The organism is Mesorhizobium sp. M6A.T.Cr.TU.016.01.1.1 (assembly GCF_003952585.1).
GTDB classification, from domain to species: Bacteria; Pseudomonadota; Alphaproteobacteria; order Rhizobiales; family Rhizobiaceae; genus Mesorhizobium; species Mesorhizobium mediterraneum.
Genome location: NZ_CP034452.1, coordinates 5,901,485 through 5,920,313 on the forward strand (window position 1 = coordinate 5,901,485; position 18,829 = coordinate 5,920,313).

The window sequence follows — 18,829 nt, forward strand, 5'->3', positions numbered from 1 at the left end:
GGATCAGAATGGTGAGCCAGCCCGCGGATGAGAACCCGCCAAGATTTGAAGTCCATGTGACATCGGACAGTCATTTCTCTTGGCTGCGTACGCGTCTCAGCGTCGAGCGCACGCTGATGTCTTGGGTGCGAACGTCCGTCTCGCTTATCGGCTTCGGCTTCACGATCGTCCAGTTCTTCGAGCGTTTTCAGGACATGCAAGGCGTCGCCCCGGCGCTGCGCCCGCAGTCGCCGCGCGTTCTCGGCCTTGCGCTCATCCTCGCCGGCGTGGGTGCGCTTGCTGTCTCGCTGTGGCAATACCGATCGCTACTTCGTTATCTGTGGAGCAAACAGTTCGCTCAGCTCGCCGGAGTGGACGAGGACCCGCACAAGACGCCGCTCTTTGCCGTCACGATCGTTCTGTTGCTCATCGGCATTTTCACTTTCATCGCCGTGCTGTTCCGGTTGGTCTGAAGCCAAGGATGGCGCAGCATCCGAGCGGCAATACGAAAACATAGGGAGGAGACGAAAATGGCAGACAAGAAACCGAACGTTCTCATCATCTGGGGCGACGACATCGGCCAGTTCAATGTCAGCGCCTACAACCAGGGCATGATGGGCTACAAGACGCCCAACATCGACAGCATCGCCAAGGAGGGAGCGCTGTTCACCGACTGGTATGGGCAGCAGAGCTGCACCGCAGGTCGTGCGGCATTTATCACCGGGCAGTCGCCCATCCGCTCCGGCCTCACCAAGGTCGGCCTGCCGGGAGCGCCCGAGGGCATGAAGAAGGAAGATCCGACGATCGCCGGCCTGCTCAAGAACCACGGCTACATGACCGGGCAGTTCGGCAAGAACCACCTCGGCGACCGTGACGAGATGTTGCCTTCGAACCACGGTTTCGACGAGTTCTTCGGCAACCTCTACCACCTGAATGCAGAGGAAGAGCCGGAAAACCCCGACTATCCGAAGGAATCGGAGTTTCCGAATTTCAAGAAGAACTTTGGTCCGCGCGGCGTCATTCACAGCTTCGCCGACGGCCGCCTCACAGACACGGGTCCGCTGACCAAGAAACGCATGGAGACCTTCGACGAAGAGGTATCCGCCAAGGCGATCGACTTTATGGAGCGCGCCAAAAAAGCGGACAAGCCGTTCTTCCTCTGGTGGAATTCCACCAAGATGCATATCTTCACGCACCTCAAGAAGGAGGTGCAGGGAAGGACGGGGCTCGGCATCTATGCCGATGGCATGGTCGAGCACGACCGTCAGGTCGGCGAGATGCTGGCCAAGCTCAAGGAACTGGGTCTCGATGAGAACACCATTGTAATGTACTCCACCGACAACGGCTCGGAGTCCTTCTCCTGGCCCGACGGTGGCACGACGATGTTCCGGGGTGAAAAGAACACCAATTGGGAAGGCGGCTATCGGGTGCCGTGCGCCATTCGCTGGCCCGGCGTGATCGAACCCGGCACGGTCATCAACGATGTCGGTTCGCATGAGGACATGCTCACGACCATCCTGGCCGCGGCTGGCGAGCCTGACGTCAAGGAGAAACTCCTGAAAGGTCACAAGGCCATGGACCGGGACTACAAGGTCCACCTCGACGGCTACAACCTCATGCCCGCATTGAAGGGCGAGGCCAAATGGCCGCGCAAGGAGTTCATCTATTGGACCGATGACGGCAGCGTCGCCGCCCTGCGTTACGGCAACTGGAAGGCTACCTTCCTGCGGCAAGACGCGCACGGCCTGCACGTTTGGCAGGAGCCCTTCGTGGCGCTGCGTGCACCGATGTTGACCAATCTACGGATGGACCCCTTTGAACTCGCGCATCAGATCGGCATGGACTATGGCCGCTGGTTCGCCGAGCACATGTTTATGATCGCACCCGCGGGCGCCTTCGTGGGACAATGGCTGCAGAGTTTCCGCGAGTTCCCGCCGCGCCAGAAGCCAGGAAGCTTCAATCTCGACCATGTGATGGAAGCGGTGACCGCCACAGGCGGAGGCGGACACTAGCGCCGTTGGCCGGGCGGCGGGCATCCCGCCACCCGGCATTGACTGCCGAGCGATTAGGACTGACAAAAATATACTTGCGAGAACGCGATGAAGGAGTGGCTAACCGCCATGACAGAGCGCTATGGCGTTGCCTATGATCGCCTTCGGTAGCTGGGACGACACAAAAGGTGCTATGTTGTGAATGACTCTGTTGATCTGACCACGCGCGACCGACACATCGGCGTGCCGCCTTTCGAAGGCATGCTGTGGATCCCCGGTGGCACTTTTTTGATGGGCTCGGACGAGCATTACCCGGAAGAGGCGCCGGCGCACCGCGTCAAGGTGGGTGGCTTCTGGATGGATCGCCATACCGTAACCAACCGCGAGTTCGAGCGTTTCGTAGCAGAGACCAGCTATGTGACGCTGGCTGAACGTCCGGCAGATCCCGCAGACTACCCCGGAGCGATACCGGAACTCCTGGTGCCGTCGTCCTCCATGTTCAAGAAGCCGCCTCAGAAGGTCGACATACGGAACTCCTACAACTGGTGGGTATATGTAGGCGGCGCCAATTGGCGCCATCCGCGCGGCCCAGCGAGCTCCATCAAGAAGCTGGGCGACCACCCAGTGGTCCATGTTGCGTTCGAGGATGCCGAAGCCTATGCGAAATGGGCGGGCAAGGAGCTGCCGACCGAAGCCGAATGGGAGTTCGCAGCCCGCGGTGGACTCGACGGCGCCGAATATGTCTGGGGTGACGAACTGACGCCAGGTGGCAAGCACCTGGCCAACACCTGGCAAGGCGAGTTTCCCTACGAAAATCGCAACGAGGATGGCTACGAGTGGACGGCTCCGGTCGGTTCGTTCCCGGCCAACGGTTACGGGCTCCACGATATGGCGGGAAATGTCTGGCAGTGGACTACGGACTGGTATCAGGAGCACTCGCGGATCGACAGCCCGTGCTGTACGATCGACAATCCGCGGGGTGGCCAGCGCGAAGCCAGCTTTGACCCCCACACCCCTGAGATCACGATCCCACGCAAGGTAACCAAGGGCGGCTCTTTTCTATGTGCACCCAATTACTGTCGGCGGTATCGGCCTGCAGCGCGCATGTCGCAGCCGGTTGATACTTCGACCTGCCATCTCGGCTTGCGCTGCATCGTTCGTTCACGCTCGGGGGAGTGATGGAACAGGCATTTGCCGTCGTTACCGGGTATGCCGTCCTGCTTATCGATGCAATCGCCCTCATTGCAATCGTATACGGAACAATCGAGGCATTCGTCGGCGCGCTTCGAACGATGTTAGTCCCTTCGGGAGCAACCGAGGGACGCGTTGTCTGGCTGCGCTATGCTCGCTGGCTGGTTGCCGGCCTGACCTTCCAGCTTGCGGCCGATATTATTGAAACTTCGATTGCACCGGGCTGGGATGACATTGGACGACTGGCGGCAATTGCCGTGATCCGAACGTTCCTTAACTACTTCCTCGAGCGGGATTTGGTCGAGGTGCGGACAACTCAGCCAACCTGACAGGAGCTATTGCAAGGCAAGCAGAATCTGGATGCTGAGATGCGGAATCCGTATCCACCCTGGTCGCGATTGTCATTCTAGCTCTAGAAAAGCAGTCCCTTCAGTCCTGCCAAGATTTCCGCCATGGGTAGCGCCAGGAATACGACCGGAACGAACGGGAGCAGCAATGCGATGGCGAGCATGGCGATGCTTTTGAGGTCGATCGGGACCAAGCGCAGCGCGTAGACATTTGCGACGATCGCGTACAAATCGGTAGTCGCCGAGAAGTCTGGCTTCTCGAGCGCGGACTTATCGACAGGTCTGTCGCGCCCAAGCCATTTCTCTTCGAATGCCGCCCCGACCTGGGTGGCAAGAGCGCCGTATTCGAATGAGCCGCGCTGCAACGCCCTCATCAGCATCGGCGTAAAAAAGAATAATGGCGCGGCGAACAAGGCGCCGACCACCACCAGGAGACCGGCACTGAAGATCGTGTGGTCTCTCGGCAGCGCCCCGTCGACAAAGACAATATTCGCCGAACGGCCCGCAACGATCGCGGCAAGCGCCATCGCTAAGAGGGAAAATGCCCGCAGAGAATATCCCAGCACGGCAAGGCCCGCTGCGCCATCCGGATGGGATGCCAAGAGGCGGAGGTCGAGCCGGGCGATCCGCCACAGAAGATGCGCCCACAGAGCAAGCCTCCACGTCCAGCCAAGGAGCAAGGTCAGGAGCAAAGGGAGACTCACCAGCACGTGCCACCAGCCGGCTGGCGAGAAGGCAGGCGCGGAGCCGCCGGTCTTGTGCCAAATCGGAATCTGATCGAACGGCAGCGAAAAAACCGCCGCAGACATGAGGAGATAGGCCAGAGCGATTGCGATAATTTCTGCGGCGCGCGAATTGAGCTGCGCTCGGGTCGATGCGACGGCAGCGTCATATGTCCCACGGTCCCGATTGGTTACAAGCCCGGCGTCAGCAAAGTGCCGTACGATCGCATTGAGCCTTGGTGCGCACAGCGCTTCGGCCAAGACGAGTAGTGGTGCGGCGATCAGGTACCGCGCGTGCATACCCGCATCCCAAAGGAGCGGCGTAATTCCGCCGGTGTGCATAGTCACATTTTGAATGCCGGCTAAAACGAGAAGGGGCGCCCAGCCTACCGCACCGACGATCATCGCCCGGCGGCCAACATTCAGTTGACTACCCCTGACGAGGCCCAGACGTCGCTGGAGCCCGACAGGCGGACCATTCTCAAACAGTACTTCGTTTGCGTGCAGAGCTTCGTTCATTTGCATGCGCACATCTGCTCCCGATCCCGACAGCTCGGCTCATCAGCATCGAGATGTTCCCGGTTGGCTTTACGGCTCCAGGGGAATTAGTTCATCGATCCCAGCGAGAGTTTAAGCTGATCTGATTTCCGTTCGTCCAATTCCTGGTCCGATCGACCTTCTCCCGCGATCTCATCGGCTCGGAAGGCGCAGGGAGAGGCCGCCGGACGGTTCCTTCGGCCTCCCTTCCGCAGTCAACGTCAGTCGACGGCGAAGGCCGCTGCCGCCAGCTTCTCCAGATCGAGGTACTGGCCCTTTTCGACAGTGACGCCGACGAACAGGATACTGCCTCCCTTGAACTCCCCCGGGGTCTTATAGTCTTCGCTAACCGCATCGCCGCTGTCCCGTCCGACGCAAAGCCCATCGCCGGACAGGGTGAACTTGCCGGGTTGGGTACGCATATCACCCTGCGCCTCGATCTTCTCATTGACATAGAGCGTCGTCTTGCCGAGCGACTCCCCGTGCTTGCCGGCTTTGTCGCGGATGAACTCCATTCCGAGCGTGTACTTGCCCGGCTTGAGCTCGCTCTCCGACACGAACGCTTGCTCCGGCTTGATGCCGAGGAAATTGTAGACGTAGTGGAGCTTGCTGTCCTTGACGAAGAGTGCATGACCGCCGAAGCGCGAGCCGTGGGCGAAGATGACGCCAGAACAATCCTTGTCGACGATCTCGACGTCGGCGACGATCTTGTAGGATCGGCCACGGACGTTGGCGGCGACACCCTCCGGCACCGGCGACGTCCCGGTATAGTAGATGTAGCGCTCGCGCGGAGGTTCCTCCGTCGGCCGCTCGACGTTGAGCAACTCAGTGGCGCTGCGGTCGTCGAGCGGAAGCACCTTGTTCTTCTCGGCCTCGTCGAACCAGGTTTCAATGAGCGCCTTGAGTTTCTCGGGATGCTTCTTTGCAAGGTTGGTCGATTCGGAGCGGTCCGCGTCGACGTGGTAGAGTTCCCATTCGTCCTTGTCGAAATGACCCTTGCCGGTCAGTGGCACGTGAAGGGCAGCGGCCTTCCAGCCGTCCTCCCACATGCCGCGGGTCCCGAGCATGGCGTAGTACTGGCGTTTTTTCGTCGTCTTGCCGTCGGGCTCGGCGCTGAAGCTGTAGCGCATCGAGACGCCGGAGAGCGGGTACTGCTCGACGCCCCGGTAGGTCTTGGGCATCTCCAGTCCGCAAACGTCTAGGATTGTCGGTACGATATCGGTCGAGTGGTGATACTGGTTGCGCACCTCTCCCTTGGCTTTGATGCCCTTCGGCCAGGAGATCACCATCGGGCAGCAGGTGCCGCCGGCATATTCCGAGTAGCGCTTGAACATCTGGAATGGAGTCGACGTTGCTGCTGCCCAACCTGTCGGATAATGGCCATATGTGTCGGTGCTGCCCAGCACCTTGAGATACTTGAGGTTCTCCGACAACTCGTCTGGATAGCCGTTGAAGAACTTGTTTTCATTGACCGAGCCACTTGGGCTGCCTTCGCCCGAGGCGCCATTGTCGGAGCAGTAGAAGACGATCGTGTTCTCCAGCTGGCCGCTCTGCTCGAGATAGTCGATCAGCCTGCCGACCTGCGCGTCCGTGTATTCCGAGAAACCGGCATAGACTTCCATCATGCGGGCGAACAGCTTCTTCTCCTCGGCATTGAGCGAGTCCCACGGGCGCACGGCGTCGCCCGGATTGGCCACGTCCGCCGGCAGCGGGTTGATCGGCGTAAGCTTGGTGTCCTTGGGTAAAAGGCCCTTCGCAATCATGCGCGGCAGCACCCATTCCCGATAGGCCTCGTAGCCTTCGTCGAACTTGCCCTTGTATTTGTCGATGTACTCCTCGGGCGCATGGTGCGGCGCGTGGTTGGCGCCGGGGCAGAGCCACATGAACCACGGCTTCGACGGGTTCGAGGCCTTCTGGTCGCGGATCATATGCAATGCGTGGTCGACCAGATCCTTGGACAGGTGATAGCCGTCTTCGGGTCCATAGGGTTGGTCGATGAACTTGTTGTCCTCGATGAGGTCAGGGTACCACTGGTTGGTTTCGCCGCCGATGAAGCCGTAGTAGCGGTCGAAGCCCTTCTGCAACGGCCATTCGGAGCGGCTCGCGCCGGAGGCGATATCCTGCTCAGGCACGTTGTGGTTCTTGCCCAGCCAATAGGTGCTCCAGCCGGCATCCTGAAGGACCTGGCCGATCGTCGCGCATTCCGCCGGGAGGCGGCCGCTCCACCCTGGAAAGCCCTGCGCTCCTTCCGTGATGCAGGAGCATCCGTTGAGGTGGTGGTTGCGCCCAGTTAGGAATGTCGAGCGGGTCGGCGAGCAGAGCGCCGTCGTGTGCCACTGCGAATACATCAGGCCGTTGTCGGCAAGCTTCTGGAGCGTCGGCATGTTGATGCCGCCTCCAAAGGGCGACCAAGCCGCGAGACCGGTGTCGTCGTAGAGGACGATTAGAACATTCGGGGAACCTTCCGGCGCCCTGGGCAGCGTGAATGGCCCCCAATCCGGTTTGGAATCACGAACATCGAGCTTGATGACGCCGTTGAATGGTTTCTTGGTCATGATCTTCTCCCGTTGTCAGTCGGTTGTAATCCCGCCCAGATCTTTGCCTCCGCGTCAGAGCGCTCGGAGCAGCACCGCGAAGAATGCGAAGAGCCCGTCGACGAGGCCGCGGCAATGCCGCGCGCCAGCGCTTGTCGTACGAATGATCGTCTACTGCTTGTCATGCTGCTTCTCCCGCCTAAGGGGCAAATTAGCTATTGGACTACCGCGTCACGATCCGCGGGGCGTCTTGGGTTCGCACATGCCTGCAGCAACCGATGCGTAGATCGCCTCGTAGTCATCGACCATGCGGGACGCACTGAAGCACTCCTCGAACCTGCGCCTGACCTGGCGCCGGTCGAGCCCGCCAACCTGGCGATCTCGATCGCGCGGGGGTGCTAAGGGATGCATCGCTTCGGACACTGCCATTACTCCAAATACCAAGCGCCGTCTGATGATCGCCGCTTCCTATTCACCACCCTGTGCGGCCTGTACGGCCCTCTGCTGGGCAAGCGAAATCACGTTGGCCGCGGCCGCGGCGGCCTGTTTCTCGTCGCTGCCGACCTGGACCGTCGGCTGGGCAAAATTGATGCCGTTTTCCGCGAAGGCCTGCTGGATCATGGTGTAGGCGCTTCGCCTGACGACGGACTGGTGACCGGGCTTGGCCATGAAGGCGAAGCTCAGTTCCATGCCGAAGTCGCCGAACTGCTCGACACCCTTCATCTTCACGGTCTCGATGATCTGCGGCGCCAGTTCGGGGTCCTGGAGCAGCTCCGCCCCGATGACGTTCAGCAGCTTCTTCACCTTTTTGACATCCGTGTCGAACGGCACGCGGATCAGGAACTTGTCGATGACCCAGTCGCGGCTCATGTTCTGCACCGCGCCGAGGTCCCCGAACGGAACCGTGAACACCGGGCCGCGGTGATGGCGCAGCTTGACCGAGCGCAGGCTGAAGGATTCGACGGTTCCCTTGTAGCTGCCGCTCTGGATGTACTCGCCGACCCGGAACGCATCGTCGAGCATGAAGAAGACGCCGCTCAACACATCCTTGACCAGGGTCTGCGAGCCGAAACCGATGGCAACCCCGAATATACCTGCGCCGGCGATGAGCGGCGCAATGTGCACGCCAAGCCCCGACAGCACCGTGAGAACAGCCACGACGCCGACCAGGACGGCAAGCATGTTGCGGAAGATCGGCAGCAAGGTCCTCAGCCGGCTTCGCCGTGCCACCTCGTCAGCGCTGACTGTATCGTCGACCGCGGCCAGTTCCAGTGTCCGGCCGATATGGGCCTTCGCCAACTGCCAGATGAGGTCGGCGACCAGCAGGATAACGACACCATGCAGCAGGCCGCGCACGATCCGGGGTATGGCGGTGTTACCTTCGGCCAACACGCTTGGGTTCAGGCTCCATACCAGGCCTAGCCACAAAACCGCCAGCAGGATCACCAGCGAACGAACCCCTCGAACGATCAGCACGGTCCGGATCGGACTGGCTGAGGTCAGACCATCTCGCCCCTCCGCGAGCTTCAGCGCTGCCTGACCGGCAATGGACAATGCTCTCGGCAGCAACAGGGCATAGATGCTGAGCCACAAAAGGCCGGTGAGGCCGGCGACCCAAAACCCCCACAGGACAACCAGGTAAATAGTGAGCAGCCACTCCTTGGGGCTTATGCCCTGTGTCGTGGCCGAACGGCCCGGACGACGCCAGACCATTTCGACGGCCAGGACCAGCAGTCCGATCCCCAGCAAATAGGTGATCAAGCTTTTCACGTCCTGCGAGAAGCCCAAGGCAGGAAGCAGGCTGACGGTCGCCTCGCCGGCCATCAGATAGCCGGCGAAGATCGCCACCCGCCGGTACCAGAAATGCGCTTCGGCATCGCTCGCCTGGATCAGCCTGAGGGGTGTTCCCTGTTCTGCCGAAACGGCTCCAGCGGTCGGGGCGAGCAGTATTCTGGCGAGTGCCATCCCCGCGCGGACAACGATGAAGGCGACCAAATACGTCATGACAGCGAGGCGCAGCAGCGCCGGCCATTCGAACGCCAGGAAAACCCCGGCGCTGACGAGGGTGAACACAACAAGCGGCGCAAGTTCCGACAGCCAATTAACGGCGCCGCGCTCTTCACGCTCGGCTGCCGTGGCGGATTGCTTCACTCCACCTATCGCGCGCCTGAACAGCCATTCCGCCCCGAAGCCCAATGCGAGCAGCGACCCGAAAAGAAGAAGGACCGTCGCGAATCCGTGGTTGTTGATCTCCGTCCTTACGATCTGGACGGCCTTCGCGGCCTCGCCCGGGATGCGCGGAAACGCGCTGCGCATTGCCGTGAGATGATGGCGAATGGTGCTTTCCCACACGGTGATCTGCGAGGCGGCCCGCGCGCCCGGACTTTCCGCCGCCGGTGGCGCGGCTACGGCCTCCAGCCGCGCGCGGATATCGGGATCATCAAGCATCCTGATGAACGTCTGAAATTTTTCATCGGCCGCCGAAACCGTCGAGTTTTGCTGCGCCTGCGCCATCGAGGCGCTGCTCATTGCTGCCAACCACACCAACGCCAGCGCCGCCATGAAGCATGCCGCCAAAAATGGCGACTTTACCCGGGATGTCCTGATCGCTCTCATGTCGCTCTCCCGCTTGAGGTTACCGCGGGGAGGGCAGTGGGGGAATGTAAGTTACGTGGTCGGCTGGGTAAGGCAGCTATGTCGATCAAAAGATCGCCGGTTCTGTGCGATCCGATCTACCACGTGATTGCCAGGGACGTTTCTGGCGAAGCAGGAAGCAAGATCGAGGATGATCGCGAGCCTGCCTAGCTGCACAAAAATGCGCTCGATCTGGTGAAGAACAGCCGAGAACAGGTTCGGTGAGGATACCTGCTTCGACGGACGTCGAGCTACTTGCGTGGCTTGCTGAAAAAGCGGGGTTCACATCGAGGACTGACTTTCGAATTCTCCAATACAGTAAGTTACCTTCCGCGCAGAGAGGCTATGTCTCAACGTCACCTGAGCGCGACAAGTCGGAAGGTGACGAGGATGAGAACTCCGTCGCATTCGATCTCAGTCCCGACGCGAGGACGGAAGCACTTCTTGCTGGTCGATGAAAAGAAGGCCACTGCTGCAAAACCGCGTTTCCAGCGTTCCGCAAATCTTCAGCCACGCAAGCCGCATGGTCAGCCACGATGGGCCGGAATCGTGCGCGTCGGCCGCATGGCGGAATGGCCGACCTGGACGCCTCCGGCCGGCGGCGCTCTGGCGGAGGGAGAGGACCTGAAATCCAACCTTCTCCACGGATCCGCGATCACCTTCGTAGTCGGGGTGTTCGGCTGATGCTGTTCAGTCGACCTGTTCAATCTGCGGACCTGGGTCAACCGGCGGAGCCGGCGTGCAATCTTGCCCCTTGCATTCCTCGACAGGGTCGTCGGCTGGTGGGAGGCAGTTTTGCCCCTCGCAATGAACTGGCGGCTGCTCAGGCGCTGCTTCGCCGTTTGGCGGAACAGGCTGATCCTCTGCGCGAACGGCCGGCATTGCCAAGGCGATCAAGGCCGTGCAAAAAAGCGCCGTCCGAAGCAAATTCATTTCCGCCTCCTCGACTGACATCGGGCGGCACAGTACACTTTCGTACTGTGGCCGACATCCTGTCAGCTGCCAACGACGTTAACAGCGTGTTTATGCCATCGTTCAGATGTTCTTCGGCCAGCCTGATTGGCCCGATGCCCCGTGGGGCCATATCGACAAGCTGACCTGGCACCAGGCTGTCACGCGGAGTTATTGGGTCATGTATCGAGTTTTCATTGTTTGCTTCCTGTTGTGTGGGCGGCTGAAGACTTGCTGCCCGATACGTGTCTGGGCTTAATTGCGTACGAACCGCAATTGTTGAAACACTGTCCTTGTATCGCGGCAGCCTCTTAGTTACTCCTATCTGAACCGAGCTGGATTTGTGGGCCATGCGTGTGTCGGCAGCCACGGTAAAACGCCAGACGATAAGGGCACGGCCTTCGTTGCCTCGATTGTGAAAGGCATTGAACCGCAGGATCAGATCGAAGCTATGCTGGCATCGCAGATGGCTGCGGTGCGTATGGCGACAATGACGTTCGCCCGCCGCCTTGCTCACTGCGAAACTATCCCGCAGCAAGACAGCGCCGAACGTGCTTTCAACAAGCTCACCAGGACATTCGCGGCCCAGGTGGAAGCCCTAAAGAAATACCGCACGGGCGGCCAGCAGCACGTCACGGTGAAGCACGTCACGGTGAACGAAGGCGGCCAAGCTATTGTCGGCAACGTCTCGCATGGGGGCAGGGTGACGGAAAAAAATAACGTCAACCTCATGAACCTAGCGCCTCGGTGTCATGCTCGATCGAAGCGGACAGGTTGCCAGTGTCGGCCGCCAGCGGTGAGGGGCAGCGTAGTCTGTCGCATGCATGGTGCGGGCGGTGGCGCACCTGAAGGCAAGCGGAACGGCAACTATCGCAACGGAGGCAGGACCAAACGCACAATGGCAGCCTTGGCGGTTGTCCAGGCAATGGCGCGGATATGTCGGCAGACGATCGATGATCTACCGGATTAACTGGGAACTAGTCGCGATGCTACTCGCCGGTTGCGAAGGAGCGCTGTCCTTCATCATGAGGGGGATGTGAACGTCCGGCTCTTCTGCAGGACGTCGTTGCCGATCGCCCCGCAATCGCAGCGGCCGGCGAAGCAGGCCGAAGTGCACTTGTCACTGGCTAGGGAACGATATCGGCCCCCATGTGTTAGAAATCCATGGACACTTTGGAACCCCAGGGCCACGGGACAGTGGTCGACATTTTGACATCGGAAGTTGCCAATGCCAGGCAGCGCATCCACCGGACCGAGCTCGCGCTTCAACGCACTGAAGCAATGCTGGCCGAGAACCTCGCGCTGCGCAACAGGCTACGAACTGCGGTCGAGGCCGCAGACCGCTTGGTGAAGATCGATCCCCCCAGCTTTGAAGGACGTCGCGCGGGTTGAACTGGGCCGGCGTTTCATTCGTCGCGACCTTCAGGCCACCGGCGCCACCACTCTCGCTCCAGAACTGTGCCAACCACATCAACGTCTGGGCTGCACGCTCGCGAACAGCCGGAACCAACGGCGACCACGAGCGGTTTACCAATCGAAGGGACCGCAATGGATTCGGAATAATGGAACTTTTAGATATGGAACTGGCGCGAGCCCGACAGCGGCTTAATCGGGCCGAGCGCTCCCTTGAACGTGCGAACGAGATGCTGGATGATGACTGCGGTGTCGGCATCAATATCGCGCTGTGCAGCAGGATACGGGCTGCGCAACAGCGCGTAATTGAGGCCAGATCGCGGTTGACGAAGATCGATCCCACCAGCGCTGACGGAGTTCGCACGGGTTGAACCATCCGGCCCGTCGACATGAAGGGCAGCCGGGGGGTATGGTCTCCCCTCCGATCAGCCCGCGACCTCTCCCTGGGGGCGCGGGCGTTTTTCGCGCTAGGTGCGACTAGGTTCTGGTACCTCGTCGAGGAGATTCGGACCATTGCTCACAGGCATCTGGCCGTCGGGAGTAAGCTTGTCCACCGCGTCGGGCAGTTCTCTTGTGAGCCGGTCGAGAAGTTCGTCGCGGGACAATCCGGTTTGCTCAGCGAGATCGCTCAACGTTTGCGGGTCGATCGCTTTCTCGAGCTGGTCGCGCTGAACGGGGCGGTAAATGCTACCAATTTGAGGAAGTGCCGCCGGATACCTTCGCCGCGTTCAAAGCCGCCTTTGCCAAGGGCCGCTATTTCAACGACCACATCCGCAATCACTTCCGGTATCGTGTGGTTGCGACCGGCGATGATGCCGGATGACGTCCTATGGACCACGCCCGTCATTCAGGCTGGTGGCGACGCTATGAGGTGGTAGAAGACTCGTCCGACGACCCCGGCAAACGATCGCGAATGGCTTCCTCGGTTCGCTTTGCGGTCGATTCCAGAACTTTGCCGACCTTGCCTGCTAGCGTTTCGGCATCTCCACCCGAGCCTTGCCGGTCGGCCTCTTCCTTGACCGTTTCGTAGGCCTCGGCGGCAACTTGCTTTGCTTGCTCCAGGCCCGTTTCGAGAACCTCCTCCGCACTGTCGCGAATTTTGTCGCGGTAGGCGCCAAGTTGCTCGTCCTCTGTGGCTGTGTGGGGCAGCATCACCCCGATAGCAGTGCCCAGCGCAAGGCCGACTGCGGCGATAGCCAGCGGTTCGCGCTCGAAGAGGTCCTGTGCCGATTGGCGCGTCCGAGCCGCTGTCTCGCTGGCGCTTGAGCCGAGCTGGCCGGCGGTTGTTGTCATCCTCTCCTTGGCACCCGTCACAGCATTTGTTGCAGCTTCGGCCGCGCCGCTTGCAGCTGATGTAACCGAACCGGCGGTATCGGAGATCATCGCCCCGATTCCGGACCCTTCGTTGCCCTGGCTGAATTCATCGCCGCGCAGGTCGGAGAAAGCGTCAGGAGCCGTTCCTGTCCGATAAGCGGCGGCAGCTGAACTAGACGCTGACGTGCCGTTGCCGAGCATCAGCCAGGCCAGGCCGGCTCCAATCAACGTCAGCGGCAACGGGTTGTCCCTGACTTGCGACTTGAGGTTGCCAAGCATGGCGGATCCTTCGCCGGCGAACATTCCGGTAAATTCGTCGATCAATTGACCCGGTGTCATCTTGCTGCGGATCGAATCGGCGGTGTCTGCTACTTTCGCCCGGGCGATGTCGGCATCGCGTTCAAGCTCGGCTGCGGATTTGTCGCTCATCTGATTTGATCCTTGATCACGCGCGCGTCGCGCTTGAGTTGGTCTTGTGTGCGATCGGGCGTCAGCTCGGAAGGAGCCATGCTTTTCGTGCCAGAGCGCAAGAGAATGATTCCCAGTATCGCGACGACGATCCCGACCAGCAGCGAGGACCATCCCGCTCCCAAGCCGGCACTCGCCAGGGCGATTACGAGTGCTTGCAAAAGCACTATCAAGGCCGCGAGAAGGCATATCGCGCCGCCCAGAACCTCGGCGGCGCCTGCGCCGGCCTTGCTAATTTTTTCCGAAATTTCGGCCCGCAACAGCCTACTTTCGGTTTGAAGCAGGGTTGTGACCTGCTGTGCCAGATCGCTGACGAGGGTTGCGAGGCCGCGACTTTCCTGATTGTTGGTCATGGGTTCTGCTCCAGGCTTGCGCCAGCCCAGTCGTCGCCGGCCAAGTCATCGCCGGCCCTGTCGTCTCTTGGCTGGTTGAAACGGGGCGGCGTCGCTTCAGATGCGTCTGCCGACCGCGTTCCGTTCTCATCCGAGTTCGAAACCGTTTCTGAACCCGCGCCTGTTTGCGATCGTGTCTGTGTTTCGGTCGGGGCAGTGGGCGGCGAGCTCTTGATAAACCGTCCCAGCGCCAAGCCTGCCAATACTGAACCGGCGATCAGCGCCCCTGAGTTTTCGCGGCCGAACGACCGCATCTCGCCAAGAACATCTTCGAATGGTTTGTCCTTCAACGAAGATGAAAGGCGTTCAAGTCCGCCGGCGGCATCAAGGGTGAGCTTCGAAGCGGTCCGTTGATCATTATTGGCCAGATGCTCGCTTGCCGCTCGCAACGCTCCGCTAAAAGCTTTTAGGTTGGAGCTGATATCGCGCTGTGTTCCCTCGGCCTTGTTGAATAATTCCTGCTTCGCTTCCGAAGCGTAATCGCCCGCCTTCCTGGTGAGTTCATCGCGAGCGTCATGTAGCGCCTCTGTCGCGGTCTGCGTTTCCTGCTGGAACCGTTCGGACAGTTCGCTTTTGGCTGTTTCGAAATCGGCCGGCTTACGGCCCTGATCGTCTTCGCGCTGCATGGTATCTCCTAATGGAATCCGAGGAAGGAGAGGATCGCAAGCACGACAACGACAAGGCCGATGAGATAAATGACACTGTTCATGGTGGCAATCTCCTCCACTGGCTAACGAACTTGCCTGCGGCCAACAGGTTCCATCACTTCAGGCTAAATTAGCAACAGCGCACTAATCGGTGAACTTGGTGAACTCTCTTTGGGAAGTTCGCACACGCCGTGTGCCAAGACGCGGACCCAGGCGGCCGTGCGGACATTGGTCCGCGCCTCTGCGCATGGGCTTCAAGGGCTTATGGTCAGGCTAGTATGCTAGTATAATGAAGCACCACGCCTAGCTCGCATTAAGATCAAAGCGCCCGGAAGGTTGTAGTCTATTGCACGGTCAGCAATCATGTTCGCTAGGTCGGAATCAGAGATCGAACATGCCGGAACAATCTGTTTGAGCGCCTTAACGGCGAGCCCCGTCGATATGAAACTATGGCGCCGCCTCCGAATATTTACATACTGTTCGATGAGGTTTTCGAGGTCACGCATGTGCAATCCTTCTTGGTCGTCATCTGTGCCTATTGAACCAAGCAGTAATCGATCCGGAGCGAGGGCTCATTCACATTGTTTAATTGGCAAGAAATCTTGATGCCGCATTGGCGCGCTGGCGCGTCCCGGCCGAGGCGGTCACCGCGGTTCATGAAAGAGATTTAGGTAGGTCGCATCAAAGTCGGCCAGCAACGCCAATCGCTGGAAATCCAGGATAACAATCCTCCTGTCTTTCCAGCTAAGCAGGTCGCTCGCTCGAAGTTCCTGTAGCGTCCGATTCACGTGAACTACTGATAACCCAAGCACGTCGCCCAATTCCGCTTGCGTCAGTGGAATCGCGAACGTCTGGTCAGAGGCCAATCCAACTATTTCTAAGCGGACATACAACTCGCAAATTACATGTGCGAGATGCTGTTTGGCGGAGCGACGCCCGAGGCAGGTTATCCAAGTTCGTTGGATCGAGGCATCGATAGTGGTTGAAAGCCAGAGCATCCGGGTGAGATGTGGACTTTCACCCATTGCTGCGAGCAGGTCTTTGTGTCGAATGAAAACTACATCGCACGAGCCCAGGGCGCTCACGCTGTGATCCATCACTTTTAGCAGTAAACTATGCAGATCGACAAAGTCTCCCGGCACGTGAATTGCCGTTATTTGACGCTTATCCCGAATAGCCTGGTTTCGAACTGCGAAACCATTCGCGACAAGACAGCTTTCGGCCGGGCGGGAACCCTCCCTGACGACCTCTTCATCGGGTCTGAAAGTTACCGGCCGGACCGGAAGAGCCTCAATAAGCGCGATCTCGTCTGGCGGCAGGGTGTCGCGGCGGTCGAGCATGCGAACCAAGAGGTCTTTGCCGAACATCGCGGCCCCTTTTGACTAGATCAGGAATTGAGTTCCAGCGACTCGTGCCTCGGCTGGTCGTGCCAGATGACCTGCCGCAGGTCCCGAGCATCTACAACTTTGCCGCCTCTCGAACCCAGATAGAAATGATCGCTCTCATGCTCGACCTCTTCGCTATGTAGCTTGCCTGTAATGGGCGGCCCTAGTTGTGAAAGGTTGGTCATTGTTCGAGAATCGTTCTTTTTTTGAGTCACGGCGTTCCGAGCCTCCCAGCCTCCCGACACAGGGTCTCGCGACCATTACCGTGCTTGCCAAAAGGTCGCGGATCCTGCGGTATTGAGAGGCCGAACTTAGTGGCGAAATAGCAGAACTCATATTTTTCGTCACCCGCGACGCGTTTCCGCCCCAGAACCTCTATTGCACTTGTCGTCGGCCATTTTGATTTCCTCCCTGGCTGGCCTTCAGATCAAGCGCAACGCGGATCAGCAACATTTGTTGCCGCCTTCCATTAGAATCACGTTATGTTCCGTCTAGCTAATATATACCGCCGACCCAGACTCGATCAGGTGGGCAAACCTGTGAGTGCCGCGCCGGCCGGCTCAAGTTCATTCCGCCGATGCCTACCTGGTAGCCAAGCCGCCCCAAGGTGACGACTGGATTCACGAGGCCAAGTTCGACAGCTACCGCTCGCAGATCGTTATGAGCCGCAAGTTTTGAGTTGCGTCTGCACGAGTAATTGCCTGGGGTGAGTTCGGGTAATTAGCCATGTGCAGGGTCCGCGATGTCGCCCAGCTTCAACTGTCAGGAGGCGATGGAGCCTGGCTTTCAAGCGATGGTCGATTGCATGCTAGAGGCCGGCTGGACGCGCCGAGAGAGGCGCAGCTCGCGATCGCCCATGCCATAATCCGCGCCGGCCGGCCGCGCTAAGTTAAAACGCAGTCAGCCGACTGCCGCGAATGGCCGACATGCTGGAAAGCTGGCGTATTCTCATTGGTCGCTCGAACAAGCCATTGAGGGTCGTGGGCAGGGCAGTGTTGCTATTAAATCAACTCGTCGCATGGGAATGGCGCAGTGTTTCTGCAGTCGGCGGATGTTTATTTGTGAGCGCAGGTCTGCACCTGCATCCTTTGGCGCTATTACACGTTTGCCCCGCGAAGAAGATGCTCCGGGCCGGCAGAATGTCGAAGAAAACAACCGACGACGCTTACGAAAACCAAGTGCAACTTGAGCGGCGGGCCGAACGGGAGGGCCGCGGACGCAATGCCGAATGGCCGTCACAGATTCCCAGCCGTGGCTGGAAAGACGTGCTGTGGCGGGTCTTTGCTGAAGTAAAGGAGGACCGTGTTATGCTGATCGCGGCCGGGGCCGCATTCTATCTGCTCCTTGCCCTCTTTCCCGCGCTCGCCGCGTTCGTGTCCATCTACGGTTTTGTCGCCGATCCTCAGACCATCGCTGAGCACATTTCGTTCCTTGGCGGCGTACTTCCTTCGGGCGGTTTGGACGTTATCAGATCACAGCTTAGGTCCTTGGCCGCCCAGGACACTGGCGCGCTCAGCTTCGGCTTCATCTTCGGCCTTGCCGTCGCACTGTGGAGCGCCAGCAACGGCATCAAGACGCTATTCGAAGCCATGAACATCGCCTACGAGGAGAGTGAAAAGCGCGGCTTTATCCATCTGAATCTCCTGGCCTTGGGCTTCACACTTGGCGCCATCCTCATCGGTGTTGGGTTTATCGTCTCGGTGGGGATCGTGCCGGCCATGCTTGCGCTGCTGAACCTCGGCGGCTGGACCGAAGCCCTTGTGCGGATCTTTCGGTGGCCGATGATGCTGATCATGGTCGGCCTCGGGCTTATGCTGATCTATCGCTACGGCCCCAGCCGCGAAAGGGCAAAGTGGCAATGGGCAACATGGGGCGCCTTCCTCGCGGCTGTGGTCTGGATCGCAGTCTCGATAGGATTCTCCTATTACCTTGAAAACTTCGCCGACTACAACGCGACGTATGGAGCCCTGGGGGCAGTCATCGGCTTGATGATGTGGACCTGGATCTCCGTGATTGTCCTGATTGTGGGCGCGGAGCTGAATGCCGAGATGGAGCATCAGACCGCCAAGGACACCACCACAGGTGCGCAGCAGCCGATGGGTGCGCGAGGTGCCACGGTCGCCGACACGCTGGGCGGATCGGCCGATGCCGCCGACCAGCAGTCGCGTTCGGGCGAGCACAACACTTAGCGCGCAGATCACTTGGAATCTCCGCGCAACTTCGCTTGGCGCAATCACTGACATCAGCATTGGCGACGAGTTTGCAAGGACGGCTCATCACGGGCTATGGCAAGTCAGATCGCGAGCGTATGAATACCTTCAGGC

General features: G+C 59.7%; 18 protein-coding genes. 10 read left to right on the top strand and 8 right to left on the bottom strand.

Annotation, left to right across the window (positions count from 1 at the left end):
• The first annotated feature begins 8 nt into the window (after positions 1-8).
• The 4 genes from EJ075_RS28495 to EJ075_RS28510 all read left to right on the top strand — a co-directional run bounded on the left by EJ075_RS28495 (position 9) and on the right by EJ075_RS28510 (position 3,490).
• A complete protein-coding gene (locus EJ075_RS28495; RefSeq protein WP_126106617.1) occupies positions 9-452 on the top strand; it encodes a DUF202 domain-containing protein in 444 nt (147 codons plus the stop codon).
• A gap of 57 nt (positions 453-509) precedes the next feature.
• Complete coding sequence (locus EJ075_RS28500; RefSeq protein WP_095486770.1) at positions 510-1,991, top strand: arylsulfatase; 1,482 nt, start codon at positions 510-512, stop codon at positions 1,989-1,991.
• 240 nt (positions 1,992-2,231) lie between these two features.
• Positions 2,232-3,149, top strand: a complete 918-nt coding sequence (locus EJ075_RS28505; RefSeq protein WP_126107494.1) for a formylglycine-generating enzyme family protein — start codon at positions 2,232-2,234, stop codon at positions 3,147-3,149.
• Positions 3,149-3,490 (top strand): DUF1622 domain-containing protein, encoded by a 342-nt coding sequence (locus tag EJ075_RS28510; RefSeq protein WP_126106618.1) that lies wholly within the window; start codon positions 3,149-3,151, stop codon positions 3,488-3,490. Before EJ075_RS28505 ends, EJ075_RS28510 begins: the two co-directional genes overlap by 1 nt.
• Before the next feature lie 83 nt (positions 3,491-3,573).
• Here the strand turns inward: EJ075_RS28510 and EJ075_RS28515 are convergent, their stop codons facing one another.
• The 3 genes from EJ075_RS28515 to EJ075_RS28525 form a co-directional block, all read right to left on the bottom strand.
• On the bottom strand, positions 3,574-4,755 hold the full coding sequence (locus tag EJ075_RS28515; protein ID WP_126106619.1) for a hypothetical protein: 1,182 nt from the start codon (positions 4,753-4,755) through the stop codon (positions 3,574-3,576).
• A gap of 233 nt (positions 4,756-4,988) precedes the next feature.
• Positions 4,989-7,322, bottom strand: a complete 2,334-nt coding sequence (locus tag EJ075_RS28520) for an arylsulfatase (protein WP_126106620.1) — start codon at positions 7,320-7,322, stop codon at positions 4,989-4,991.
• Positions 7,323-7,769: 447 nt separating this feature from the next.
• Positions 7,770-9,917, bottom strand: coding sequence for a mechanosensitive ion channel family protein (locus tag EJ075_RS28525; RefSeq protein WP_245458035.1), 2,148 nt, complete (start codon positions 9,915-9,917; stop codon positions 7,770-7,772).
• A gap of 462 nt (positions 9,918-10,379) precedes the next feature.
• Between EJ075_RS28525 and EJ075_RS28530 the strand changes: the two genes are divergently transcribed.
• The 4 genes from EJ075_RS28530 to EJ075_RS28545 all read left to right on the top strand — a co-directional run bounded on the left by EJ075_RS28530 (position 10,380) and on the right by EJ075_RS28545 (position 12,670).
• Positions 10,380-10,619: a hypothetical protein gene (locus EJ075_RS28530; protein WP_126106621.1), complete on the top strand. Its 240-nt coding sequence runs from the start codon at positions 10,380-10,382 to the stop codon at positions 10,617-10,619.
• 610 nt (positions 10,620-11,229) lie between these two features.
• Positions 11,230-11,856 (top strand): hypothetical protein, encoded by a 627-nt coding sequence (locus EJ075_RS28535; RefSeq protein WP_126106622.1) that lies wholly within the window; start codon positions 11,230-11,232, stop codon positions 11,854-11,856.
• A 194-nt stretch (positions 11,857-12,050) separates the two neighbouring features.
• Complete coding sequence (locus EJ075_RS28540) at positions 12,051-12,278, top strand: hypothetical protein (protein WP_245458036.1); 228 nt, start codon at positions 12,051-12,053, stop codon at positions 12,276-12,278.
• 170 nt (positions 12,279-12,448) lie between these two features.
• The gene (locus EJ075_RS28545) at positions 12,449-12,670 is read left to right on the top strand and encodes a hypothetical protein (protein WP_091591673.1); all 222 of its coding nucleotides are present in this window, start codon (positions 12,449-12,451) and stop codon (positions 12,668-12,670) included.
• A gap of 96 nt (positions 12,671-12,766) precedes the next feature.
• On the opposite strand, the gene EJ075_RS33870 is transcribed toward EJ075_RS28545, so the two are convergent.
• A complete protein-coding gene (locus tag EJ075_RS33870; RefSeq protein WP_245458037.1) occupies positions 12,767-12,931 on the bottom strand; it encodes a YidB family protein in 165 nt (54 codons plus the stop codon).
• Between the two features lie 71 nt (positions 12,932-13,002).
• On the opposite strand from EJ075_RS33870, the gene EJ075_RS33875 reads away from it, so the two are divergent.
• Positions 13,003-13,122 (top strand): KTSC domain-containing protein, encoded by a 120-nt coding sequence (locus EJ075_RS33875; RefSeq protein ID WP_245458038.1) that lies wholly within the window; start codon positions 13,003-13,005, stop codon positions 13,120-13,122.
• Positions 13,123-13,163: 41 nt separating this feature from the next.
• On the opposite strand, the gene EJ075_RS28560 is transcribed toward EJ075_RS33875, so the two are convergent.
• The 4 genes from EJ075_RS28560 to EJ075_RS28575 all read right to left on the bottom strand — a co-directional run bounded on the left by EJ075_RS28560 (position 13,164) and on the right by EJ075_RS28575 (position 16,487).
• Positions 13,164-14,042 carry a hypothetical protein gene (locus EJ075_RS28560; protein ID WP_126106623.1) on the bottom strand — a complete coding sequence of 293 codons (879 nt, stop codon included), beginning with the start codon at positions 14,040-14,042 and terminating at the stop codon, positions 13,164-13,166.
• A complete protein-coding gene (locus EJ075_RS28565; RefSeq protein WP_095486764.1) occupies positions 14,039-14,434 on the bottom strand; it encodes a phage holin family protein in 396 nt (131 codons plus the stop codon). Before EJ075_RS28565 ends, EJ075_RS28560 begins: the two co-directional genes overlap by 4 nt.
• Entirely contained in the window at positions 14,431-15,099 is a 669-nt protein-coding gene (locus EJ075_RS28570; protein WP_126106624.1) for a hypothetical protein, read from the bottom strand. Before EJ075_RS28570 ends, EJ075_RS28565 begins: the two co-directional genes overlap by 4 nt.
• A 665-nt stretch (positions 15,100-15,764) precedes the next feature.
• Positions 15,765-16,487 (bottom strand): Crp/Fnr family transcriptional regulator, encoded by a 723-nt coding sequence (locus EJ075_RS28575; RefSeq protein WP_126106625.1) that lies wholly within the window; start codon positions 16,485-16,487, stop codon positions 15,765-15,767.
• Positions 16,488-17,422: 935 nt separating this feature from the next.
• On the opposite strand from EJ075_RS28575, the gene EJ075_RS28590 reads away from it, so the two are divergent.
• Positions 17,423-18,694 carry a YihY/virulence factor BrkB family protein gene (locus tag EJ075_RS28590; protein WP_245458039.1) on the top strand — a complete coding sequence of 424 codons (1,272 nt, stop codon included), beginning with the start codon at positions 17,423-17,425 and terminating at the stop codon, positions 18,692-18,694.
• The last annotated feature ends 135 nt before the right edge of the window (positions 18,695-18,829 follow it).

Coding starts and splice junctions, on each gene's coding strand:
- EJ075_RS28495 (WP_126106617.1), top strand. CDS start 9: ATGGTGAGCCAGCCCGCGGATGAGAACCCGCCAAGATTTGAAGTCCAT.
- EJ075_RS28500 (WP_095486770.1), top strand. CDS start 510: ATGGCAGACAAGAAACCGAACGTTCTCATCATCTGGGGCGACGACATC.
- EJ075_RS28505 (WP_126107494.1), top strand. CDS start 2,232: ATGCTGTGGATCCCCGGTGGCACTTTTTTGATGGGCTCGGACGAGCAT.
- EJ075_RS28510 (WP_126106618.1), top strand. CDS start 3,149: ATGGAACAGGCATTTGCCGTCGTTACCGGGTATGCCGTCCTGCTTATC.
- EJ075_RS28515 (WP_126106619.1), bottom strand. CDS start 4,755: ATGCAAATGAACGAAGCTCTGCACGCAAACGAAGTACTGTTTGAGAAT.
- EJ075_RS28520 (WP_126106620.1), bottom strand. CDS start 7,322: ATGACCAAGAAACCATTCAACGGCGTCATCAAGCTCGATGTTCGTGAT.
- EJ075_RS28525 (WP_245458035.1), bottom strand. CDS start 9,917: ATGAGAGCGATCAGGACATCCCGGGTAAAGTCGCCATTTTTGGCGGCA.
- EJ075_RS28540 (WP_245458036.1), top strand. CDS start 12,051: ATGGACACTTTGGAACCCCAGGGCCACGGGACAGTGGTCGACATTTTG.
- EJ075_RS28545 (WP_091591673.1), top strand. CDS start 12,449: ATGGAACTTTTAGATATGGAACTGGCGCGAGCCCGACAGCGGCTTAAT.
- EJ075_RS28560 (WP_126106623.1), bottom strand. CDS start 14,042: ATGAGCGACAAATCCGCAGCCGAGCTTGAACGCGATGCCGACATCGCC.
- EJ075_RS28565 (WP_095486764.1), bottom strand. CDS start 14,434: ATGACCAACAATCAGGAAAGTCGCGGCCTCGCAACCCTCGTCAGCGAT.
- EJ075_RS28570 (WP_126106624.1), bottom strand. CDS start 15,099: ATGCAGCGCGAAGACGATCAGGGCCGTAAGCCGGCCGATTTCGAAACA.
- EJ075_RS28575 (WP_126106625.1), bottom strand. CDS start 16,487: ATGTTCGGCAAAGACCTCTTGGTTCGCATGCTCGACCGCCGCGACACC.
- EJ075_RS28590 (WP_245458039.1), top strand. CDS start 17,423: ATGGCCGACATGCTGGAAAGCTGGCGTATTCTCATTGGTCGCTCGAAC.